At 61.3% G+C, this 21768-nt stretch carries 17 protein-coding genes; all 17 read right to left on the bottom strand.

What is annotated here, in order from left to right:
• Positions 1–23: 23 nt before the first annotated feature.
• A complete protein-coding gene (locus tag C0V82_RS19640) occupies positions 24–272 on the bottom strand; it encodes an L-rhamnose mutarotase (protein WP_245924251.1) in 249 nt (82 codons plus the stop codon).
• A 117-nt stretch (positions 273–389) separates the two neighbouring features.
• The gene (locus tag C0V82_RS19635) at positions 390–1169 is read right to left on the bottom strand and encodes an IclR family transcriptional regulator (protein WP_102114088.1); all 780 of its coding nucleotides are present in this window, start codon (positions 1167–1169) and stop codon (positions 390–392) included.
• Positions 1170–1349: 180 nt separating this feature from the next.
• Positions 1350–4757, bottom strand: a complete 3408-nt coding sequence (locus tag C0V82_RS19630) for a TonB-dependent receptor (RefSeq protein ID WP_199772540.1) — start codon at positions 4755–4757, stop codon at positions 1350–1352.
• 43 nt (positions 4758–4800) lie between these two features.
• Complete coding sequence (locus tag C0V82_RS19625; protein WP_158660063.1) at positions 4801–5847, bottom strand: pectinesterase family protein; 1047 nt, start codon at positions 5845–5847, stop codon at positions 4801–4803.
• A gap of 442 nt (positions 5848–6289) precedes the next feature.
• Positions 6290–7603: a pectate lyase family protein gene (locus C0V82_RS19620; RefSeq protein ID WP_102114086.1), complete on the bottom strand. Its 1314-nt coding sequence runs from the start codon at positions 7601–7603 to the stop codon at positions 6290–6292.
• Between the two features lie 2 nt (positions 7604–7605).
• Positions 7606–9240: a family 43 glycosylhydrolase gene (locus C0V82_RS19615; RefSeq protein ID WP_102114085.1), complete on the bottom strand. Its 1635-nt coding sequence runs from the start codon at positions 9238–9240 to the stop codon at positions 7606–7608.
• A 25-nt stretch (positions 9241–9265) separates the two neighbouring features.
• Entirely contained in the window at positions 9266–10120 is an 855-nt protein-coding gene (locus tag C0V82_RS19610) for a rhamnogalacturonan acetylesterase (RefSeq protein WP_102114427.1), read from the bottom strand.
• A gap of 14 nt (positions 10121–10134) precedes the next feature.
• Complete coding sequence (locus C0V82_RS19605; RefSeq protein ID WP_102114084.1) at positions 10135–12501, bottom strand: glycoside hydrolase family 95 protein; 2367 nt, start codon at positions 12499–12501, stop codon at positions 10135–10137.
• 561 nt (positions 12502–13062) lie between these two features.
• Entirely contained in the window at positions 13063–14769 is a 1707-nt protein-coding gene (locus C0V82_RS19600; protein ID WP_245924250.1) for a long-chain-fatty-acid--CoA ligase, read from the bottom strand.
• Between the two features lie 158 nt (positions 14770–14927).
• Positions 14928–15293 carry a monovalent cation/H(+) antiporter subunit G gene (gene mnhG, locus C0V82_RS19595; RefSeq protein ID WP_245924249.1) on the bottom strand — a complete coding sequence of 122 codons (366 nt, stop codon included), beginning with the start codon at positions 15291–15293 and terminating at the stop codon, positions 14928–14930.
• The gene (locus C0V82_RS19590) at positions 15290–15604 is read right to left on the bottom strand and encodes an MrpF/PhaF family protein (protein WP_102114083.1); all 315 of its coding nucleotides are present in this window, start codon (positions 15602–15604) and stop codon (positions 15290–15292) included. The genes mnhG and C0V82_RS19590 overlap by 4 nt, the downstream gene beginning before the upstream one ends.
• A complete protein-coding gene (locus tag C0V82_RS19585; RefSeq protein WP_102114082.1) occupies positions 15601–16074 on the bottom strand; it encodes a Na+/H+ antiporter subunit E in 474 nt (157 codons plus the stop codon). Before C0V82_RS19585 ends, C0V82_RS19590 begins: the two co-directional genes overlap by 4 nt.
• Positions 16071–17627, bottom strand: coding sequence for a proton-conducting transporter transmembrane domain-containing protein (locus C0V82_RS19580; protein ID WP_102114081.1), 1557 nt, complete (start codon positions 17625–17627; stop codon positions 16071–16073). The genes C0V82_RS19585 and C0V82_RS19580 overlap by 4 nt, the downstream gene beginning before the upstream one ends.
• Positions 17624–17983: a Na+/H+ antiporter subunit C gene (locus tag C0V82_RS19575; protein ID WP_102114080.1), complete on the bottom strand. Its 360-nt coding sequence runs from the start codon at positions 17981–17983 to the stop codon at positions 17624–17626. Before C0V82_RS19575 ends, C0V82_RS19580 begins: the two co-directional genes overlap by 4 nt.
• Positions 17983–18381 carry a Na+/H+ antiporter subunit B gene (locus tag C0V82_RS19570; protein WP_199772539.1) on the bottom strand — a complete coding sequence of 133 codons (399 nt, stop codon included), beginning with the start codon at positions 18379–18381 and terminating at the stop codon, positions 17983–17985. The genes C0V82_RS19575 and C0V82_RS19570 overlap by 1 nt, the downstream gene beginning before the upstream one ends.
• Complete coding sequence (locus tag C0V82_RS19565) at positions 18378–20684, bottom strand: putative monovalent cation/H+ antiporter subunit A (protein ID WP_158660062.1); 2307 nt, start codon at positions 20682–20684, stop codon at positions 18378–18380. Before C0V82_RS19565 ends, C0V82_RS19570 begins: the two co-directional genes overlap by 4 nt.
• Before the next feature lie 129 nt (positions 20685–20813).
• Positions 20814–21755 (bottom strand): 50S ribosomal protein L3 N(5)-glutamine methyltransferase, encoded by a 942-nt coding sequence (gene prmB / locus C0V82_RS19560; RefSeq protein ID WP_102114078.1) that lies wholly within the window; start codon positions 21753–21755, stop codon positions 20814–20816.
• Positions 21756–21768 lie beyond the last annotated feature (13 nt).

The raw sequence follows: 21768 nt of genomic DNA, 5'->3' as shown, positions 1-21768 counted from the left end.
CAGTGCCTTCTGGAAACGCCACATCAGCGTTCCCAACGGGACACAGCCTCATCCAGCGCGGCTGGGGTGGCGCGGGGATAGTCCTCCGTGACCTCTGCCACCATGACCATCCGGTCATCCACCCGCCAGATCTGCATCTGCACCACACCGGACGCCCGGATATGGTTTAAAACCTCTGGCCAGACGCCGCCGGGCCGATGCTGCTTCTCATAGTCGGCAATCAGTGCGGCATCCGACACAAGGTCGAGCGCCAGAACCAGACGGCGGGTCATTTCCCGCCCCCGACGCGGCACCTGAGCATGGACATGACCTCCCCAAAATTTCTTGGGTGCCATTATCGCTTATGAAATTGTAATCTCAAATAAGAAAATGCGGATGATTGGTGTTGGTCAGCCCTGATGGCCCAAAACCGCAGAGATTGCCTGGGTCGCGGCGTGCAGTTCCTGTCGCGCCGCCTCTGCATCCACCTTCTGTGATCCGTCGATCATCTCCATGAAGGGGATGGTCAGGGCCGCCATGACATCGCCGTTGAAACCGAAGATCGGCAAGCTGATGTCAGTAACGCCGAAGGTGACTGGGCTTTTGCGGCTGTCAAAACCCTGGTTTCGGACCTGTGCCAGCACCTTCTCCAGGGCGGCCCGGTCGCAGGCCGTCCCCTTTGCCGCCTCCGCCAGTTCGATCAGACGGGATGTGCGGGCAGGGGGAGAGAAGGCCAGCAGGACATGGCCAGAACAGCTGCGCAGCAGATCCACGGCGGCCCCCACCTTCAGCGCGAAGCCGCGTGTGCCGGGGCTTTCCTGGCGCGCGATCACCAGACCCTGGCCGCCATTCACCACCACCAGATGGCAGGATTGTCCGACTGCCGATGCCAGCCGTTCCATCGGCATCAGGGCAGCGGCAATCACGTTCTGCGACGGGGTGGCGCGCAAGGCCACATCGAGTAGCTTGTAGGCCACGGTGTAGCGGTCGGTCGTTTCCGATTTTTGGAGATAGCCGTGCATCTCCATGACGATAACGATGCGGAACAACTCGCCCACCGACCGGCCCAGGATGGCCGACATCTCGCTGATCTGCATGCCCGCCGGCCGGTCCGCCAGCAGTTCCAGAATTTCAAAGGCCTTTTCCAGGGCAGGGGCCGCGTAGGTGCCTTTCAATCCGGGACGGGACATGGATGATCCTTTCACCAACCGGCCATCGCGCATGCCAGCTCTCTGTCGGGACAAAGCCATACACCGGGCGAACAGGTTTTTGAAGCCGGGCGGTGTTCATCAAAAAAATGGCCCCGTTCCTGTTGCCAAGGACGGGGCCAGTGATCTCGCGGGGAAGGAATTCAGCCCGCGGGAGGGAGGTTAGAACCGGACGCGGGTACCGACGCGGAAGATGCGGCCGGAGCTGCCATACTGCGTGACAGCCTCCTGGCCCTCATAGGCGTAGCGGTCGCTGGTCTGGTTGGTCAGATTAAGACCTTCCGCCGTGACCGTGATCAGGTCGGTCAGCTTGTAGCTGATCGACGCATCGATATTGGTGGTCGAACGGCTGAAGACGAAATCGTTGATCAGCGGGCTGTCGCACGCCGTGCCCTGCGTGGCCGGGCTGGTCGGCACCGGTGTTTGCAGGCCGGGGGCACAGGCACCGGCGGCGATGGGATAGGCCGTACTGTAGCCCTTACGCTGCGCTACCGAGACACGGGCGCGGAAATCGTCCGTTTCATAGTAGAGAGTGGCATTGAAGGCGTCCGGCGACACATTCAGGAACGGCCCGGTCGCGATGGTCGGGGCTACGGTGGCCGTTCCGGGGTCCAGGATATATTTCAGCTTGCTCTTGATATGGGTGTAGTTGAACTGAGTACCGAAATCGGACCAGAATTCCGGCAGGAAGGTAAAGTCCATCTGGAAGCTGGCCTCAAAACCGCGCAGCCAGCCGCCGGGTGCGTCGCGGTACTGACGGGCCGTGAACTCATATCCGGCATCCAGGTAGGCCAGTTGCTGGGCATTGGTAAAGCCAGCGCGGATGGCCTGGATACCTTCATCATCCAAGAAGTCGGACAGTTTGGCCGAATAGAGCACGGTCTGCGGGAAGCTGCTGATATCCTTGCTGAAACCAGCAATGGAAATCAGGCCACCCGGCTGGAAGTACCATTCGACGCTGGCATCGAAATTATCCGAGCGGAACGGCTTCAGTTTGGGATTGCCGATGGTCAGCGTGGCGCCCGTCGTGGCGCCGGTATTGGGAATCGACAGGGCAGTGATGGTCGGCGAGAGGTTGCCCAGCAGCGGGCGCGCCATCACCTTGGAAGCACCAAAGCGAAGCAGCACATCGTCGATGGGCTCATACACCATGTTCAGCGAGGGCAGGATATCGGTATACTTGTTGGAGCCTTTCAGCGGGCGCCCGGCATTGCTGTTACCAAGGCTGTCGACCTCTGTCACGGCGATACGGGTGCCGACATTGCCACGGAACGGGTTACCGAACAGTTCCAGGTCCCAGTCACCCTGCACATAATAACCGGTATCGCGCTCGGTCACGCTATAACGCTCGCGGCCGCCATTGCGCTTGTTGGTGATGCGCCAGTCACCCCATTTGTTAACGCAGTTGCAGGTGAAGTCGAACAGATCGTCGAAGGCCTGGATCGAGGGTACCACAAAGCTGGTCATCGTGCCGTCCGGCACCTTCAGCCCCTGGCCGAAATCGATGACGCGGCTGACGCTGGCGGTGGTGACGCCGGCCTCCTTCAGGGTGGGGTTCAGCAGGTCATTGTTGCGTTCGTACTGGTCGGTATTGAACGTGAACTCCTTGTAGTTCGCACCAAAACCCAGGCTGAATTCGTCAACGATCTGCCAATCGAAGTCGATCTTGCCCTGCTTGTAGGTGTTCTTCACAAAGCGCTGATAATTGCGGATGCCGGAAAAGCCCTTCACGGTTTCCCAGTTGGCGGGATCGGCAGCATCGAACCCAAAATCGATCACTGGCATGGAACCGCCGCCGCGTTCGTCATAGACGAACAGGCCCTGGCTATCCATGCGGTTGAATTCCACCAGCAGACCCTGGCTGACATTGGTCGATTTCGACATGCCGGTAATGATCCGCATGGTGAAATCTTCGCTGAAATCATGATCCAGCTGCAATGAACCCTGGTGGAACTTCGTCACATAGTGACTCTGGTCCGCAGCAGAGCGGAAATCCACATTCCTCAGAACCAGATAATCCGCCAAACCGTTGGTGACATTGGCATCCAGCACGTCCACAGCAGGCCGCCCGATCAGCGCGCCACGGAATGCCAGTCGATTGCTGGACGGGATGTAACCCACCGAACTGGGGTTGTTGTAATAGTCGTAGGGGTCGAGATTATAGGGGTTGGTCGAGAAGATGTTGGCGTTGGTGGGCGTGGTGCCGCCGGGCACAACTGCCGCTGCTCCCAGGATCGACGCCACCCGCTGACCTGATGCGTTGACGGCCGTGGTAAAGGCCGGTGTGGAGCCGTAAAGCTGCTGGCCGCAATCCTGCGCCGGTACGAGATCGCTACCGGCGTTGGGCACACATAGACCGGGATACAGCGCGCGGGCCGCAACAGGGGTCAGCGAATTGCTGGCGGTGTTATAGGTGGCGTTGGTGTTGTTGCGGTTCAGGCCGACGCTGGACACCTGATTGTAGGTGGACAGGTTCTCAAGCCGGGAATAGGCGCCGTCGATCGACAGCTTGGTGTCGTCGTTCACCTGCCACTGATAGGCGGCGGTCAGGCCCAGCCGTTCCTGCTTCACATCCTGTTGTTCGATGGAGGCCAGGGCCGGAATGCGGACCAGACTGTCATTGAAGCGACCCGGCGTGTTGTAGGGCGCGCCGGGATACAGCTTGGCGTAGGCCACAGGGTCCGAACCGGTCTGGTAGGCGATGGCGTCGGGATTGGTGATCGCGCTGCCAAAGCTGGTGCCCACCGGAGCGGAGAAGCCGGCCCGCTGGGGATTTTCATCACCCGCCCATTGTGAGCCGCGGTAGAGGTAGTCGGATTGACCCGGGCTACGGCGGAACTGGTCGATTTCGTTCACCGATTTGGAATAGGCACCGGAAATCAGGATGCCCATCGTATTGTCGTTGAACAGGTGGGACAAAAGGCCCGCCGTGCGCGGGTTGATCTTCTTGGAGTTCTGATTGTAGCTGCCTTCCGTCGACAGCGCGTAGGTGTCCTTCTTGTAGTCGAAGGGACGGCCCGTTTGCAGGTCGATGGTGGCGCCCAGCGAGCCTTCATCCGTTTCCGCCGACGGCGACTTCTGCACCTTCAGGGAGGAAAAAAGCTCGGAGGCGAAGGTGGAATAGTCGAAGGAGCGGGAGCGGTTTGGCGTGGAGCCGGAATCGTTGGAACCGGCAGTCGACAGCGCTTCAAGGCCGTTCAGACGGGTACGGTTGAAATCGCCACCCAGGCCACGGACGGTGATCGATCGGCCTTCACCATTGTCTCGGTCGATGGACACGCCCGGTAGGCGCTGTAAGCTTTCCGCCAGATTGTTGTCGGGGAAGTCGGCAATGTCCTCAGCATTGATCGCATCCACCTGCTCAGTGGAGTTGCGCTTCTCGTTCAGGGCGGAACGCAGCGAGGCGCGGAAGCCGGTAACAATGATTTCCTCTAGCTCACCACCGGCGGCACCCGAAGCGGCGGGGGCCGATTGCGCCGACGCAATGCCGGGCATGATCAGCCCAGCAACAGCCAGGGCCAAGATGGAGCAGCCGCCCAGGCCGCGTGTCAGGTTCTGCTTCACACTCATTTTCCTCTACCTCCCCTTGTCCGACGCTGGTGTTCCCGGTCTGTCATGCCGGTTGCCAGTCGCCCCACATGTTCGATCTGTCGAATGTCACCAGATCGCCGGTCGACAGCAGGCGCCGGCTGCGACTGGCGCTGCCGCTGCCCGGTCCCTGGCTGCCATACTCGAAAAGTCGCGCTTCACCGGGTGTCAGCTCCGTACGGGTGCCGTCGCGCGTGTACCCCATAGAGGTCCAGCCATCGGGATGGATATGTGCGTCCATCCAGCAATCGATGAAGGCGCTGGCCCCCAGCAGTTCCATGTTGCCGCCCGCCCGCCAGGGACGGCCCAGATACACTGAACCGTCAGGCAGAGCGTCCTCCCGCGTCAGGCGGCATTGCCGGAAGACAAAGCCCACCGGTTGTCCCTGATGTGTGCTGGGGGCGGCCACGAAGCCCTGTACCCCGTCGCCGGGGCGAAGGCGGGAGCGGATTTCGCAGTTGCGGATCAGTGCTGCGGCCCCGCCGAAGATGAAATCCACGCTGCCGGCGATCAGGCTGTCTTCCACCAGGGCGCGACCCGACCGCAGATAGAAGCTGTCCTGATGGCCGATAATGGCAACGTCGCGCAGCACGGACCGGTCCGCTCCGGGGCCCAGGGCCAGAGCGACCGCCTGTGCCCCGTTGATTCCGTCGGCGCGCAGCGTGTTCGCTACGTAATCGAAATCATTGCGGATGGACAGATGGGCAGCGGCAAAATCAGGCGCCTCGACCGTCACCGCAGAGGATCCGTAGGTTCCCCAGTTGCCCTTGTCCGGCCGTTTCATACCTGCGGCCATGGAATAGGTCAGGATTGTCCGGTGCCGGCCCGCCCCCGTCAGGGTGACGTGCGGTCGGGTGATCCGCAGCTTCTCCTCCCAAACGCCTGGGCCAATCGCGATATGCCAAGGCTTTGCCGGGTCGTCAGGCGCAGCGGCCAGTGCGTCAGCAATGCTGCGAAAGGCACCGTTGCGGCCGTTCTTCGCGACATGTACATGGGGCGTGTCAGCAGCGAGCGCAGGAAGGGGCAGGGACGCAGACAAGGCGCCACCGGCCAGGAACAGCCGGCGTGTCATGTTAAAGCGATCCCGTCCGCCATCCGCCATGGGGCAGGGCGTCAACATGATCAAGTTCCAGTTTTAAAGGCGGATAGCGCCTGCGCTAGACGGCGGCGGTCTTTGCCCTGGATCGTCGATATGTCCGGTTCATAATCTGCCTCCCCTGGTGTGTTCGACGCCGTTACCGGCGTTCAGGCGCTGTCGCCTTGTTTCAATCACGACCTTAAAGCCGGTTTGATTGATGTTATGACAGAAAAGTTAAGTCCAATTGTCACCGGTGTCAATAACGCTTTTGCGTTAGCGATAACACCGGCAGTCGTCGAGATTCCAAAGAGTTTGGGCGGTCCCCGACCAAAGTCGGGGGATAGATTAAAGCCCACTATTCCTTGGCTGATCTCCCATCAAGCTATGGCGACTGACCACCGGTGTCAATGCAAATTTCACAAGTGATAATAGATTTTCACTGATAACTCGACGCGAGAGAATTCAGCCACTGCTCCAGGTTGGTGTAGCCGTTGGCACCTACCCTGAAGCTATCTGAAGGATCGTTTGGTTTCAGGTGATTGGCGATCTCCCAGGCATTGGGCATGCCGTCGCCGTCGCTGTCGGTCCAGGGTTGGCCGGGCGCCAGGGCGGGCCAGCCGCCGACCTGTGTCTGGCTATCGATCAATGTGCCGGTGCGGTCCTTCACACTGGCCACCACATTTCGGTCGATGGTATCGCGGGAAAGTGATGTACCGGCATGGGCCAGGACACGTTGAAAGGCGCTGGGAGCAGGGTCCGGTGTCAGTGGGGCCATGTCCGCCAGCGGCGTATCGCGGCGGATGCCGACCCTGGCATCGACCAGCGACCATGGATCGGTCGGGATGTTGCCATTCATGCTGTTGCCAGCGAAATAGAGGCGCGCATTGGGGTTCGCCTCTTCGAAGGCGAGCTGCCCCTGTGAATTCGGGCCTGAAATGTAGGTATTGTCGATGAAATCATAGCTGACGATGGAGGCCTTCACCCCCTGATCGGCATTGTAACCCGACGCCCTTCCACCCCAGTTGTAAAAGACATTGGAATGGAATTGATAGAACGGTCCTATATTGTCCACCGGTGGCATCTGCGTGTTGCCGGGGCGTGGCATGCGGGCGATATGGTGAGCCCAGAGATTATGGTGAAAGCTGATTTTTGCGCCATGGGAACAGCGCAACAAGGTGCCATAACCATGCTGCCCCTTGGCATGCAGCGACTTGTTCAGTGACTGTGCGATGATCGACCATTGCACGGTAATGTCATAAGGGCCGTCCGCCACCTGTTTGTAGGTGGAGCCGATCGACAGGCTTTCATCCACCGACCAACTGGCCGACACATGGTCCACCATGATCCGCCGTCCACCCGTGATTTCGAACGCATCGCTTTCCACCCCCTGTTCATCGCCTAAACGGACCCTCAGATAGCGGACAACAACATCGTCGGCATGGATCCGGAACGGCTGCCCGCGCAGGGTGATGCCATCGCCGGGCGCCGTCTGCCCGGCGATGGTGACGCGCCCCTGACGGACATTCAGTGGGCTTTTCAAGATTATGGTGCCGCCAATGTCAAAGATGATTGTGCGCGGCCCCGCCGCCTCCACGGCCGCACGCAGCGATCCGGGGCCGCTATCCTCCAGATTTGTGACCCGCAGGACAGCGCCGCCCCGCCCACCCAGGGAGGTGGCACCCGCCCCCTCGGCCCCGGGAAAGGCGGGAATGGTCGTGACAAGGGCGGCGGCAAGCAGCAGGGCCGGCATGGTTACAACGCCTTGAAGGTGAAGTTGGAGAATTTGGCGGTGCCGCTACCGGCGGAGTAAATGCCCGGACGCAGCATCAGGAAGCCGCCACGAACATTGTGGTGATAGCCCGATACTTCCATGCCACGGTCAAACCGGTTCCAGGTTTTGCCGCCATCGCCGCTGAAATCGTAATAGACGATATGGCGGTCATTGGTGGTGCGCAGCCGCATCTTGCGCCCATGCGGGTTACCGGGGCGGCCCCGTTCGATGCCGTACTGATGCGTCACGAACCGCTTCTCATCGAACCCGACGCCGCAATAGAGCTTCTCATCATAGAAAAGCACCATACCGGCCACGCCGCCCGCCTCGATCTCGATATCGCATTCGAACTGGTACGAGGTGTCGCCGGCCACCAGGAGCAGGGGTGAACTGTCCTTGGGCGCGGTACCGCTGGCTACCAGGTGCAATGTGCCGTTGGCCACGCTGGCGCGCGCGTCCTCTGTCGGGCCGGGTTTGAAGAAGTTCCATTTCGTGCCGATTTGCAGGGTCTTGAAATCGTCCGAAAGGGCCATGCCATGCGGCCCCTTTTTGCCGCCCTTGGGGGCGGGAAGGGGCTGCGACAGGTCACCGCCCGTCATGCGGAACCAGCCATCCGCCGTCCATTCCACGGGGTCCAGCAATGTCTGCCGGCCCAGCGTCCAGAACCCATTTTCAAACCCGTGATATACGGACCACCAGTCGCCTGCTGGCCCCTCCACCAACGTGGCATGGCCGCGCGACCACCAATATTCATCATTGCTGACGGTGCGGACGATGGGATTGTGGGGGCAATCCTCCCAGGGGCCATTGATGGATTTCGACCGCGCGGCGATGACCATATGGCCGGTCGGCGGACCCGCCGTGCCGCCCACGGCGGTGATCATATAGAAATATTCACCATGCCGCGTGATCTTCGGCCCTTCTGGTGAGAAACCCTCCACGATCCAATCGGACGGATAGCGCCAGGGGTTATAGACCTTCTCCGGTTCCCCCACGGTCGACAAACCATCATCGCTCAGGCGGATACGGCTGCCGCCTGACAGGAACAGCCAGCGCGACCCATCCTCGCCCACGGCATGGCCGGGGTCGATGAAGCCGGAAAGACCCAGATATTTCGGCTCGCTCCACGGGCCTTCGATCTTGTCGGCCCAGATGACATAGGTGCCGGTCGGCGTGCCCTTTACGGGGATGTAGAGGAAAAAGCGGCCATTATGCTTGGTCAGTTCTGGTGCCCAAACGGAGCCCAGATTCTTGGTCAGCGCCGCTGTCACCGGCTTCCAGTTCAGCAAATCCTGCGAATGCCAGATGACCAGACCCGGATAGCTGTCGAAGGTGGAGAAGGTGATGTAATAATCCTTCCCGTCCTTCAGGATCGTGGGATCGGGATGGTCACCGGAAAAAAGCGGGTTCAGGAAACGGCCATCGCCCAGGTCGGGCTTGCGTTGGTTGTCCAGGCCGCGTGCCCATTGCGGGCCGCCGGGCTTGCCGGGCGGAATGCAGGCGGTTGGTGCGGAAGCGGGCGCAGCAGCCCCGGCGATTGCGGCGGGGCCAGTGGCAAGGCCTGCACCGCCCATCAGGGCGAGACTAAGCGCGTTGCGGCGGGAGATATCGGTCATGTCGTGTTCTCTCTCGTCGGTCGGGTCAGGGGATCAGGAAACGGCGAAGGGCGGGCACGGCATCCGCCAGTTCCTTTGTGACGATGGTAGCGAAGTAATCCGCCCCTTCACGGCCCAGGTGGGTGTAATCGAAGGACAGTTTGGCCTGGCCCATCGGTTCCACCGCCGCATTGTTCTGTGCTGGTGTCTGACCGGCGGCGGGATCACTGGGCTTGCTGGCCGGAATGGTGGTGCCGGTCAGGGCGGCGGCGGCCACCTCCGGCGGGGGCGGCATCTGGGCGAAGCGGTTGGCCTGGGTCGGACCCATCTCCTGCACCGCCTGACGTGAACGCGCATGCAGATCGATCAGCGGCACCTTCAGATCGGCAGCAACCCCACGTGTTGTCTCTGCCCAGGGGCCGAGATCGTCCTGCAGAACGCCCTCTTTGAACTGCCTTCGCGTCAGGGGGGTGACAAGAATCGGTTCTGCGCCTGCGGCCCGTATCTCCTCCACATAGCGCTTCAGGTTGGCTGGGAACTCGGTCGCCAGATCGGTTGACCGGCCGGGTTTGCCCGGCTGGTCATTGTGGCCGAACTGGATCAGGACATAGGTTTTGTCAAACCCGCCACCCTTCACCTCCTCCATGGCGATTTCCCAGGAGCGTTCGGCCCGGTAATTACCGGAACTCCGCCCACCCTTGGCCAGATTGACACAGGCGACGGCGGATGTGACGTGGTATCCGCAGAAGCTGGGCCCCCATCCGCCCTGCACGGCAACGGTGCTGTCGCCGATCAGCACGATTTTGGCCATGCGGGGGCGGGGCGTGTCCGGGGCCGGGTCGGCGGCCAGAACCGGGCACGCCAGCACCAAGGATGCCAAACAGATTGCAAATTTCTTCATGGCGGGCGCCATCCTCAGAGGGGAGTGACTGCAAGGGCGGCCCCGTTGCGGGTCACGCGCACAGGTTTGCGGGGTTCAAGATCAATCTCCACCACATGTTTGCCAAGGCGTATGCGATGCCGGCCCGCAACCCGTGCCTCCAGCAGGGCCTGATCCAGCCGACCGCCCGACCAGGACAGATCGACCCGCACGGCCCCCCGTGCGCGCAGGCCACTGATCGCCCCCTTGGGCCAGGCCGACGGCAGGGCTGGCAGGAGGTGGATTTCGTTCTTGCGGCTACGCAGCAGCATCTCGGTGATGCCTGCCGTGCCGCCGAAATTACCATCGATCTGGAAGGGCGGATGGCTGTCGAACATATTGGGATAGGTGCGCGTGGGACGCAGCAGCATACGCAGCACCAGATGTGCCCGTTCCGCATCCCCCAGCCGTGCCCATAGGTTCAACCGCCAGCCGATACCCCAGCCAGTAGCTTCATCGCCCCGGATTTCCAGGGATTTGCGGGCCGCTGCCGCCAGTTCCGGCGTGTCGAACACATCGATTTGGCCGCTGGGATAGACGGCATAGAGGTGGGAAACATGGCGGTGATGGATTTCCGGGGCCAGCATGTCCCAGTCCTCCACCCATTCCTGAAGCTGCCCGACCTTACCGATCTTGTCAGGTGCGAGACGTGCGCGGGTTTTTGCCGCCTGTTCACGGAACTCTGCATCGATGCCCAGGATTTCCGCCGCCTTAATACAATTGTCGAACAGGTCACGGAGGATCTGTTGATCCATCGCCGGACCGGCGACCAGTGAGGAACCGTGCGGATGCCGGTTTTCAGGCGACAGTGACGGGCTAGTCATCAGATAGCCGCTCTTCGCGTCCTCGACCAGCGTATCCAGGAAGAACTCCGCCGAGCCCTTCATCAGGGGATAGACCTTGGCCAGGAAGTCCAAATCCCGGCCGTAGTCATAATGATCCCAGAGATGCAGGCAGAGCCAAGCGCCGCCGACAGGCCACATGCCGAATTTTGCGCCATCGATTGGTGCGGTGGCTCTCCATAGATCGGTGTTGTGATGAGCCATCCAGCCGCGTGCGTCATACATGTCGCGCGCAGTGCGCGCCCCGGTTTCGGCAATGTCGCGGATCAGCGATACCAGCGGTTCTACCAGTTCCGGCAGAGAGGTGGGCTCCGCCGGCCAGTAATTCATCTCCGTATTGATATTGATGGTATATTTGCTGCCCCAGCTGGGTTTCAGACTGTCGTTCCAGATGCCCTGCAGGTTGGCCGGCTGGGTCCCGGGACGGGAAGAGCAGATCAGCAGGTAACGGCCGAACTGGTGATAGAGCGCTGCCAGGGCAGGGTCATTCAATTCCGCGCTGTTGCTTATCCGTTCGTCGGTGGGCAGCTCGGCTGCGGCACTGGTGCCCAGATCAATGGAAACCCGCCTGAACAGGGCGCGGTGCGCGTTCAGGTGGCTATCCAGGATTTCTGCGAACGGCTTATCTGCTGCGGCCAGAATCTGCCCCGCTGTTATGGCGTCGGGATCGCCCGAGACATCATCATAACGGCGGAACGAGGTAGCGGCAGCCAGCAGCAGGACCACACTTTCGGCGCCGCGAACCATCAGGTGGTCGCCGCCGGGCTGAACCGTGCCGCCAGATGCCAGGGCGCGCACTTGGCAAGTGAAGCGCAGCGCACCGGCCACGCCGTGCTGTTCCCCATTGCGACCGCGCAGAAACAGCAGATCGGACGCATCTGCCTTCACTACTACGCCCTTATGGGGGCTGGAAAGCTTTACATCCACATCAACCCGGCCCGCCCCCTGCGCCGCAAGGCGCACTACAAGGACCTGATCAACGGGCGATGCGAAGACTTCCCGCGTATAGAGAGTGTCGCCAACACGGAAACGTGTTGTTGCAACGGCCCTGTCCAGGTCCAGATCGCGGCGATACTCCGCCGCGTCGGTGAGGCCCGGAAACTCCAGCCAGAGGTCGCCCAAGGTCTGATAGGACATCTGCCGGACGGGCTTGCCCATCATCTTTGCATTAACCAGGGCTTCCGCCTCGGCATATTTGCCCTGGGCGATCAGCGACCTCACCTCTGGCAGCGCGGCGCGGGCGTCCGGGTTGACAGGGTTATAGGGTCCGCCCGACCACAATGTATCTTCATTGAGCTGTAACTGGTCCTTGGCAATCCCGCCGAAGACCATGGCCCCCAGGCGCCCGTTGCCGATGGCCAAGGCCTCGGTCCAAACACTCGCGGGTTTGCGGTACCAGAGTGTCAGGGGGGACGGCGGTACCGTCGTCGCCAACGCCGTTTGCGCATTTGCCAGAATAGGGCAGGCCAAGGTGGTGGCGCCGATGCCCTTCAGGGCCTGTCTGCGGGTCCAAGCTGTCATTTTGCTCTCGTTCTTGTGGTGCGGGTCCAACTGCGCGACACGGGGAACCGAAGCGGGCCGATGATCCAGGCGGGAGCTGTGGATGGATCAACCAATTGATACCGGTGTCATTGCGATCTTTTTAAAGCGACCAATTGCTTGGTCGCACAAAAGGCCGTCATGCCGGCGAACATCACAATCAACGTGCAGAGATGGTTGAGGGCATCTTGAGCGCCGATCGGTGCTACTTCATCTCCCCGAAACATTATCTGTTATTTGTGTTGATAGCGGTACCATATGGTGCGACCGAGCCTTCGTCAACGGCTGTGTCACGGCAAAATCGTCCTGTTCACCGTTTCCGACGCACGCAATCCTTTGCAAAGAAGCTGAGGGCATGAAGGCTTCAAAGCGTGTTACCCCGGATGGGGCAGATGTACAACCAGTCCGGACAATGCAAATGGGGCGATGCGTTCCGGCGCACCGCCCCTTGCAAGATTCTATGGGATGACGTCACATCATCGCCGAGTTGCTTCAACTCGCATGATCGTAAGGCGAAGGGCCGTCGCAGCCACTGATCTGGAGTTATCCTGCCTTCTTCTTGGCTTCCAACTCGTCAAGCAGCGCCTTGCGTGACAGCTTGCCGATCATGGTCTTGGGCAGTTCGTCACGGAACTCATACAGCTTGGGCTGTTCGATGGTGGACAGCTTATCCTCCAAGAAGGCCTTCATGTCTTCCTTAGACAGTTCGCAGCCTTCACGCTTCTTGATATAGGCCTTGACCGTCTGGCCGCGATACGGGTCCGGCACGCCTAGGACGATGCATTCGGCCACGTTGGGGTGCTGATAGATCGCTTCTTCCACATTGCGCGGATAGACATTGTAACCGCCGGCCAGGATCATGTCCTTGATGCGATCGACGATGAAGATATAGCCATCGTCATCGAAGTAACCGACATCGCCGGTATGAAGCATGTCGCCATCCAGGGTCTCGGCGGTGGCTTCGGCCTTGTTCCAATAGCCCTTCATCACCTGCGGGCCGATGATGCAGATCTCTCCACGCTCGCCCTGCGGCACTTCCGTCTTACGGTCTTCCAGGCTGATGATCTTGATGATCGTGCCTGGTACCGGCAGGCCGATGGAGCCGGCGCGGCTGGCATGGGGCGGATTAATGGTCGCGATGGGCGAGCTTTCGGACAGGCCATAGCCCTCGACCAGCTTGCAGCCCGACAGTTTCTCAAACTGGGCTTTCACCTCAACCGGCAGCGGCGCGCCACCGGAATTGCAAAGCTTGATGGAGGACAGGTCGTAGCGGGCCACGTCCTTGTGATTATTGATCGCGGTATAGATCGTGGGGACGGCGGGGAACTGTGTCGGCTTCTTTTTGTCGATTGTCTCCATCACCTGGTCCAGTTCGAACCGGGGCAGCAGGATCATCTCCCCGCCCTTCATCAGGGTCAGGTTCATCACGCAGGTCATGGCGAAGACATGGAAGAAGGGCAGCACGCCCAGCATGCGCTCCTCCCCGTCCACTGCTTCATAGAACCAGGCGGTGGCCTGGCGGGTGTTGGCCGTGATGTTGAAATGGGTCAGCATCGCACCCTTGGGCACGCCCGTGGTACCGCCCGTGTACTGCAACACGGCGATGTCGTTCATGGCGTCGATGGTGACCGGCGCCGGTCGTCCGTCATTGGCGGTCAGCGTCTTGAACCAGATGTGGCGGTCGTCGCGGGGGATATCAGCCACCTCCTTGCGCTTGGCAATCGGGAACAGCCAGTTCTTGGGGAAGGGCAGGATGTCGGCCATTGGCACGACGATGATCTTTTGCAAGCGCGTCTGGCCGAACATCTTGGCCAGCTTGTCATAGGTCACCCTCAGGTCCAAGCTGACCATGAAGTCGGTTTCACTGTCATTGATCATGTGAACGATTTCCCGCTCGGCATAGAGCGGGTTGAAATTCACGACGGTGCCGCCGGCCTTCAGGATGCCGAAGAAGCAGATCACCGAATAAGGCGTATTGGGTAGGAACAGCCCGACCTTCTGCCCCTTCTTCAGGCCCATCTTCTGCAGACCGGCGGCGAACCGATCCACCAGAGAGCCGATTTGGGCATAAGTGAACTTCTTGTCCAGGAAGTCCACGCAGGGATTGTTGGGGAAACGCGCGATGGACGCGTCCAGCATGGCGGGCAGGGATTGGGCCGGCAGGTCGATGTCCCACGAAACACCGGCGGGATAGCTCTTCTCCCACAGGAAGGGTTCGCGTGTGGTCATCTTGATGGCGGCTTCGGCCATGTCCGGTCCTCCCGATATGCTCTTGGCGCACTCCAGCGTCGCGCCTTTGATTGACCTATATCGGGAGCCAAAACGCAACCTCAAGCGATTATTCGCGGTGACGTTACGGAAGGTCTGTCGTTTTTTTGCAGGGTGGAAGGAAAGCCGCCCGATTGCGGTTATTCACCAAGCCGCAGGGCCGGATCATCCTTGGTTCCTTTCAGTTCATCAACGCCTGCACCCTTCCACAAGGGCTCCCCCGTGGCATAGATGGCACGGCCGATCATGTGGGCTGCGACAGGGGTGGTCAGCAGCAGGAACAGGATGGCGGCGGCTGCCCGCGCCACGACATCGATGCCGGGAAAAAACAGCGCGACCGACAGCAGGATCAGGCCGCAGCCGAGCGTGCCTGCCTTGCTGCTGGCATGCATGCGGGTCAGCACATCGGGCAGGCGTAACACGCCGATGGCGGCGATCAGGCAGAAAATGGCGCCACCCAGCACGATCAGACCGATGAAGGCCTGCCAGAAATCGTTCAGCATCATGCTGACTTCTCCTCCTTGCCGGCCTTGGATCTTTTGTACGTTGCGGCCTTGTGCTCAATGAAGCGGGCGTAGGCGATGGTGCTGAAAAACGCGACCAGGGCCAGGGCGATGGCCGCGTCCAGGAACACGACCTGCCCGACATAGATCGACAACAGCGCAATGAAGGCCACGGCCTGCACGCCGAACAGATCAACGGCCACGATACGGTCGCCGGCCATGGGTCCCAGCACCACGCGGGCCAGCGACAGCAGCAGCGCCACCAGCATGATGGACATGGCGATGACGATGCAGGTGGAAAGGAACGGGGTCATTCCAGCACCTCGATAATGCGCCTTTCCATGGTCGATTTGATCTCATGACGCAGGGCGTCGGGATCGGAACCGAACATGGCGTGGACATAAAGGGTCTTGCGGTCGGGCGCGACGTCCAGCGACAGGGTCCCCGGCGTCAGAGTTACGCAGCAGGCGAACAGCTCAATCTCCCAGTCGGACTTCACATCCAACGGGATGGCGATCACGGCGGGGCAGACCTTCTCCCCGACGCCCAGCACGCCGCCCGCGACCTTCCAAGCGGATACCACGATTTCCTTCACCATCCAGCCGGTGAAGGCCATACCACCCCACAGGCGCAGGAAATAGGTCTGTTCGGGATAAAGCGGACGGGCGATCCACAGGATGATGTGGGACAGCGTGATGCCCGCGATGAAGCTGCCCAGACTGAAATTGGACATGATGCCCATCCAAGCCAGGGCGAGCAGGATATTGACGACCATCAGGCTCATGGTGCGGTCCCCGTCTCCAGTGCCCCCAGCTGCGTCGGTTGCGGCACCGGCGTGGTGCCCAGCACCGCCTGTACATAGGCGCTGGTGTCATACAGGCTTTCGCCCACCTGACCCGCCACGTTCAGCAGGCGTTCGGGCTGCAGCCCGATGGAGACGGTGATCAGCGACAGCAGCAGCAGCGGCATCACCACGGCGTAAGAGCGGACAAAGGGCATGGTGGACAGGGTATCGCCGGGCGGTTCCGCCGGCGCCTTCCACACCATCTCCGCCCAGACGCGACCGACCAGCCAGATGGTCAGCAGGCCCGTCAGCAGCAGCAGTCCGACCATCACATAATGCTGCGTATCCAGCCCGGCCCGCACCAACAGCAGCTTGCCCCAGAAACCCGACAGGGGCGGGAACCCGGCCAGCGATCCCAGCGGCACGAACAGCAGCAGGCACAGCCAGGGTGCCGACTTGAACAGACCGCCCAGGCGCGCATAATCAGTACTGCCGCCGGCCATGCGGCGGACCAGGCCGGCGCCCAGGAACAGGTTCGTCTTCACGACGATGTCATGCACCATGTAGAAGGCCGCCGCCGCCAGGGCCAGCGGGGTTGCGATGGCCAGCCCCATGACCATGCTGCCAATATGGGCCACGACCTGCCAGGACCAGGCGCGGTTCAGGTCATGCGCCGCCAGCGATCCCAGCACCCCCACAATCATGGTGATGCCGGCCATCACCATCAGGATGCCGTGCGTCCATGCCGTATCGCCGGTAAAGATCAGGGTGAAGACCCGGATCAGGGCATAGACGCCAACCTTGGTCAGCAAGCCGGCGAAAATGGCCTGCACCGACACGGATGGGGTGTGATAGGACGCGGGCAGCCAGAAGAAGAAGGGGAACAGAGCTGCCTTCATACCGAAGGCGATGATGAACAGCACGGCGATGGCGCTGATCACCGGCTGGCTGGGCACGGCGGGCACGCGTACCGACAGGTCGGCCATGTTCAGCGTGCCCGTGACGCCATAGAGCAGGGCCACCGCCAGCAGCAGGCATGCCGTCGCCACCATGTTTATGCATACATATTTGATGGCGGCATCGATCTGTTCGCGCAGGCCGCCCAACGACAGCAGCACGAAGCTGCTGATCAGCATCACCTCAAACCAGACATAGAGGTTGAACAGGTCACCCGTGACGAAGGCGCCGCAGACACCGGTCATCAGCACCTGGAAGATGGCGTGGTGTCCGCCACGTTCGCGTACCGGATCAATATCGCCCAGCGCATGCAGAGCGACACAAAACCCCATCAGGGCCGCGATCAGGATCATCAGGGCCGACAGCGGGTCGGCCACCAGGGTGATACCGAAGGGGGCGGCCCAGGACCCCATCTGCACCACCTGGATGCCTTGATCGAGGACAGTGGACAGCAGCGATCCGCCAGCAATGACCAGCGTCAGACTGCCCAGCAGCGACAAGGCCCGCTGCGCCACCGGGTACTTCCACGCCACCATGCACAAAGCGGCGGTGAACATCGGGATCAGGATAGGGGCGGCGGTCAGCCAGGCATTCATGGCGTGTCCTCCGGCTCAGCCACGCGCATGGCGCCGGTATCCAGGGTCCCCATCTCCTGATAGGCGCGGTAACCCAGGACCAGCGCAAAGGCTAGCAGCCCGAAGCCGATGACAATGGCTGTCAGGATCAGGGCCTGGGGCAGGGGATTTGCGGCGGCTTGGTCCATCACCTCCGTCCCTTGTGCGATCAAGGGAGCGTGGCCCGTTGTCAGGCGGCCGACCGTCAGGATGGCGACGTTGATGGCGTTCGACAGCAGGATAACGCCGAACATCACGCGCAGATATTGCCGTGACAGGAACAGATAGACCGCACCGGCAACCATGCCGCCAACGGTCAGGGCCATGATCACTTCCATCACTCGTCCCCCTCTGCCATGAGGGTCTGGACCATGGCCAGGATCGCGCCCACCACCACCAGATAAACCCCGATATCGAACAGGACCGGGGTGCCCAGCGCACCCAGCCACTGTGCCGTCATATAGGGTTCGCCCGAAAACGCCCCCAGAAAGCCGGGCAGTATGCCGATCAGCAGGCCCGTGCCCAGGATGCTGCGCGGATCGACCTTCAACATGTCGCGCATGGCCTTAACCCCGAAGGCCAGGGCATGCAGCGCGAAGCCCACCGCACAGATTAGGCCGCCGACAAAGCCACCGCCGGGTTCATTATGACCCCGCCACAAGATGAAAACGCTGAACAGCAGCATCAGGGGTAGCAGCAGCCGAACACCGGTGCGCAGGATCAGGCTGTCCATCATGACCGGCCCCTCTTTCCCATCCGGGCGCGCAGCAGGGCGAAGACGCCCAGGCCCGCGCTGGCGACCACGGTGATTTCACCCAGCGTATCGAACCCGCGGAAATCGACCAGGATCACGTTGACGATGTTGCGGCCATGCGCTTCCAGCAACGAGGTGTCGCCGAAGAAACGCGACAGGTCCAGGGCCAGCGGTTGATCTAGCACGGCCAGCATGATGGCGCTGACCACCCCGCCCAGGCCCAAGGCCAGCGTTGCATGGAACAGTTTGGCCGCACCTGTTCGATCCGATCCCGGCGGCAGCATCGGCAGCTTCGCCATAATCAGTACCAGGATGATGGCCGACAGGGTTTCCACCATCAACTGGGTAATGCCCACGTCGGGCGCCCCGAACAGCAGGAAGAACAAGGCCACCGACATGCCCGTGATGGCCAGCGACAAGATCGCCTCCATGCGCGACCGCGCACGGATGGCACCGACAGTACCGCCCAGCATCAGCAGAGCCAGCGATCCGCCCAGCGCATCCTCAATCTCCAGACTGATGCCGGGCCAGACCAGCCCGCCGCGCACAGCCAGCGTGGCGCCCAGCAGAACGAGGATACCGGTGAAGATCCAGGCAAGGTACCGGTGCAGCATCCCGTCCTGCAACCAGCCCGTTATCCAACGCGCCAGCCGGTCCAGCAGGGCAAGCAGGCAGTCCCAGGCGCGGTCATGATCAATCCGGGTGACCTGCTGTATCCCGGTCAGGGCATTCTTTACCCCGGGCAGGCCGGCGTAAATCCCCAGGCCTACTGCGACAGTCAAGGCGGAAAGGCCGAGGGCAGGTGTAAAACCGTGCCAAAGATGCAGTTCAAGGTCCAGCGGCGCACCCCGTACGGCGTCAGCAGCGGCACCCAGCAACCCCTGTGGGAGCCCAACCCACAGGCCGAATAGCAGTGACAGGCATGCCAGAATACCAGGGCCCGCCAACAGCGCCGGCCCCCCTTCATGCGCATGCTCTGCGGCTTTTGTCGCTGACCCGAGAAACGGCTTAAAGAACATCGTTGCTGCTGCCGCCACCATCGCGGCATTGGCCAGCAGCAGGGCCGCCAGTGCCAGATAATGACCACTGCGTAAAACTTCGTCGTATATCAGTTCCTTGGCGACAAACCCCAGCAAGGGCGGCAGGCCCGCCATGGACAAGGCGGCCACGGCGATGAACAGGCCTGTGACCGGCATCTTACCCCAAAGCCCCCCCAACTCACCCACCTCACGTGTGCCGCTGCCATGGTCCACGGAACCGGCACCCATGAACAGCGCGCCCTTGTAAAGGGAATGGGCCAGCAGGAACCCGGCGAAGGCCTTTAACGCACCGTCACTGCCGATACCGATCAGCAGCACCAGCACTCCCAATGCCATCAGGGTGGTATAGGCCAGGATCTTCTTCAAATCCGTGGAGCGCAGGGCCATGGCCGACCCCCACAGCGCCGTGACGCCACCGGCAATGGTCAAGGCCCAGAACCAGGGCTCCGTCCCGCCCAGCGTGGGGTTCAGCCGCGCCAGAAGGTAGACGCCAGCCTTCACCATGGTGGCGGAATGCAGATAGGCGCTGACAGGTGTCGGCGCATCCATGGCATTGGGCAGCCAGAAATGGAACGGCACCTGCGCCGATTTGGTAAAGGCCGCCAGCAGCAGCAGGACCAGCATGGTGGGGTAGAGCGCGTGGGTGCGCAGATCGGCGCCCGAGGTGGCAATGGCCGACAGGGTCCATTCCCCCGACGCCATACCCATCAGCACCAGTCCTGCCAGCAAGGCCATGCCGCCGCCGCCCGTGACCAGCAGCGCCTGGATCCCAGACCGCCGCGACCTTGCATCCTCATGATTGAAGCCGATCAGCATGAAGCTGGTAATGCTGGTCAGTTCCCAGAATACGAAGAGGCTGATCAGATCATCCGCCGTGACCAATCCCAGCATCGCGGCCATGAAGGCCAGGATGAACAGATGGAAGCGACCTTCCCGCGGATGACCGCGCAGATAGCCGCCGGAATAGATGACGATAAAGGCGCCGATCCCGCAGATCAGCAGGGCGAACAGCAGCGACAGCCCGTCCAACCGGAAAGAAAGCGCGATGCCCAGTGACGGTGCCCAACTGGTGGTTTCCAGAACGGGGGTACCCGCCGTTACGCCCGGTATCTGTGTTGCGAACCACAAGGCGGCAGACAGCGGTACCAACGCCAGCAACCAGTGCGACAGGGCGGGCAATACCCGATTGAGGGTAGGGGCAATGGCTGCCGCCAGGATGATGGCGAGGATGGCTGTCAATATCACGCGGCAATCCGCCTTTCCGCTGCAATGGTCTCCGGCAATATAAGGATTGGCGGGTGCTGTTCAACCATAACCGGTCCAAATTCCGGCACCGACGATGGGAAACATCAACGGCGCCGGAATTGTAGGCTTTTACAGCTCCAATAGCTGTTCACGTGTGATCCAGAAGACCTCACCGAAGGAATGTTCAGTTTCCAGCCAAAGGAATTCTGCGTCCGGGTAGGCTTCTTCCAGTGCGGCACGACCGGTGCCGACCTCTACCAGCAGGCCACCCTCGGCGTTCAGGTATTTGGGCGCTTCCTTCAGGATGCGGTGAACGATGGCCATGCCATCATCGTCGCCGCCGACCAGGGCCATGCGCGGTTCCGCCTGATACTCAGGCGGCAGATTGTCCATCGCCTCTTTATCGACATAGGGCGGATTGGAGATGATCAGATCGTATTTCTTGCCCTTGAGCGGCTTGAACAGGTCGCCATGGAACAGCTTCACGCGTTCTTCCAGCCCATGATCGGCAACGTTAATCTTCGCCACCTCCAGCGCGTCGGGCGACAGATCGACAGCGTCGACATCGGCCAGCGGGAAGATGCTGGCGGCCAGGATGGCAAGGCAGCCTGAACCGGTGCAGAGATCCAGCACCTTTTCGACGTCCGTCACGTCATCGACCAGGGTGAAATCCTGCTCGCCGCCGAACAGCTCGCCAAATAGCAGTTCGCCGATGAAGGAGCGCGGCACGATGACCCGATCATCGACATAAAACGGCACGCCTTGGATATAGGTGCGCTTGGTCAGATAGGCGGCGGGTTTGCGGGTGGTGACCCGTTGGTGGATGATCTCCGCCAGTGCCAGCCGCTCTGCCGGAATCAGTTTCGCATCGAAATAGGGTTCCAGCTGATCCACCGGCAGCTTCAGCGTTTCCAGCACGATGAAGGCCGCTTCGTCATAGGCCGTGACGGCCCCGTGCCCATGCACCAGCCCGGCGCGGTTGAAGCGGCTGACGGCATAGCGGATGAAATCACGCACCGTGGACAGTTCCGCCGCCACGATATTAGTGGCGGGCAGGGACAGGTCGGACATTTGGATACACACT

This window comes from Niveispirillum cyanobacteriorum (assembly GCF_002868735.1).
GTDB classification, from domain to species: domain Bacteria; phylum Pseudomonadota; class Alphaproteobacteria; order Azospirillales; family Azospirillaceae; genus Niveispirillum; species Niveispirillum cyanobacteriorum.
This window is presented reverse-complemented; position numbering and strand designations above follow the sequence as displayed.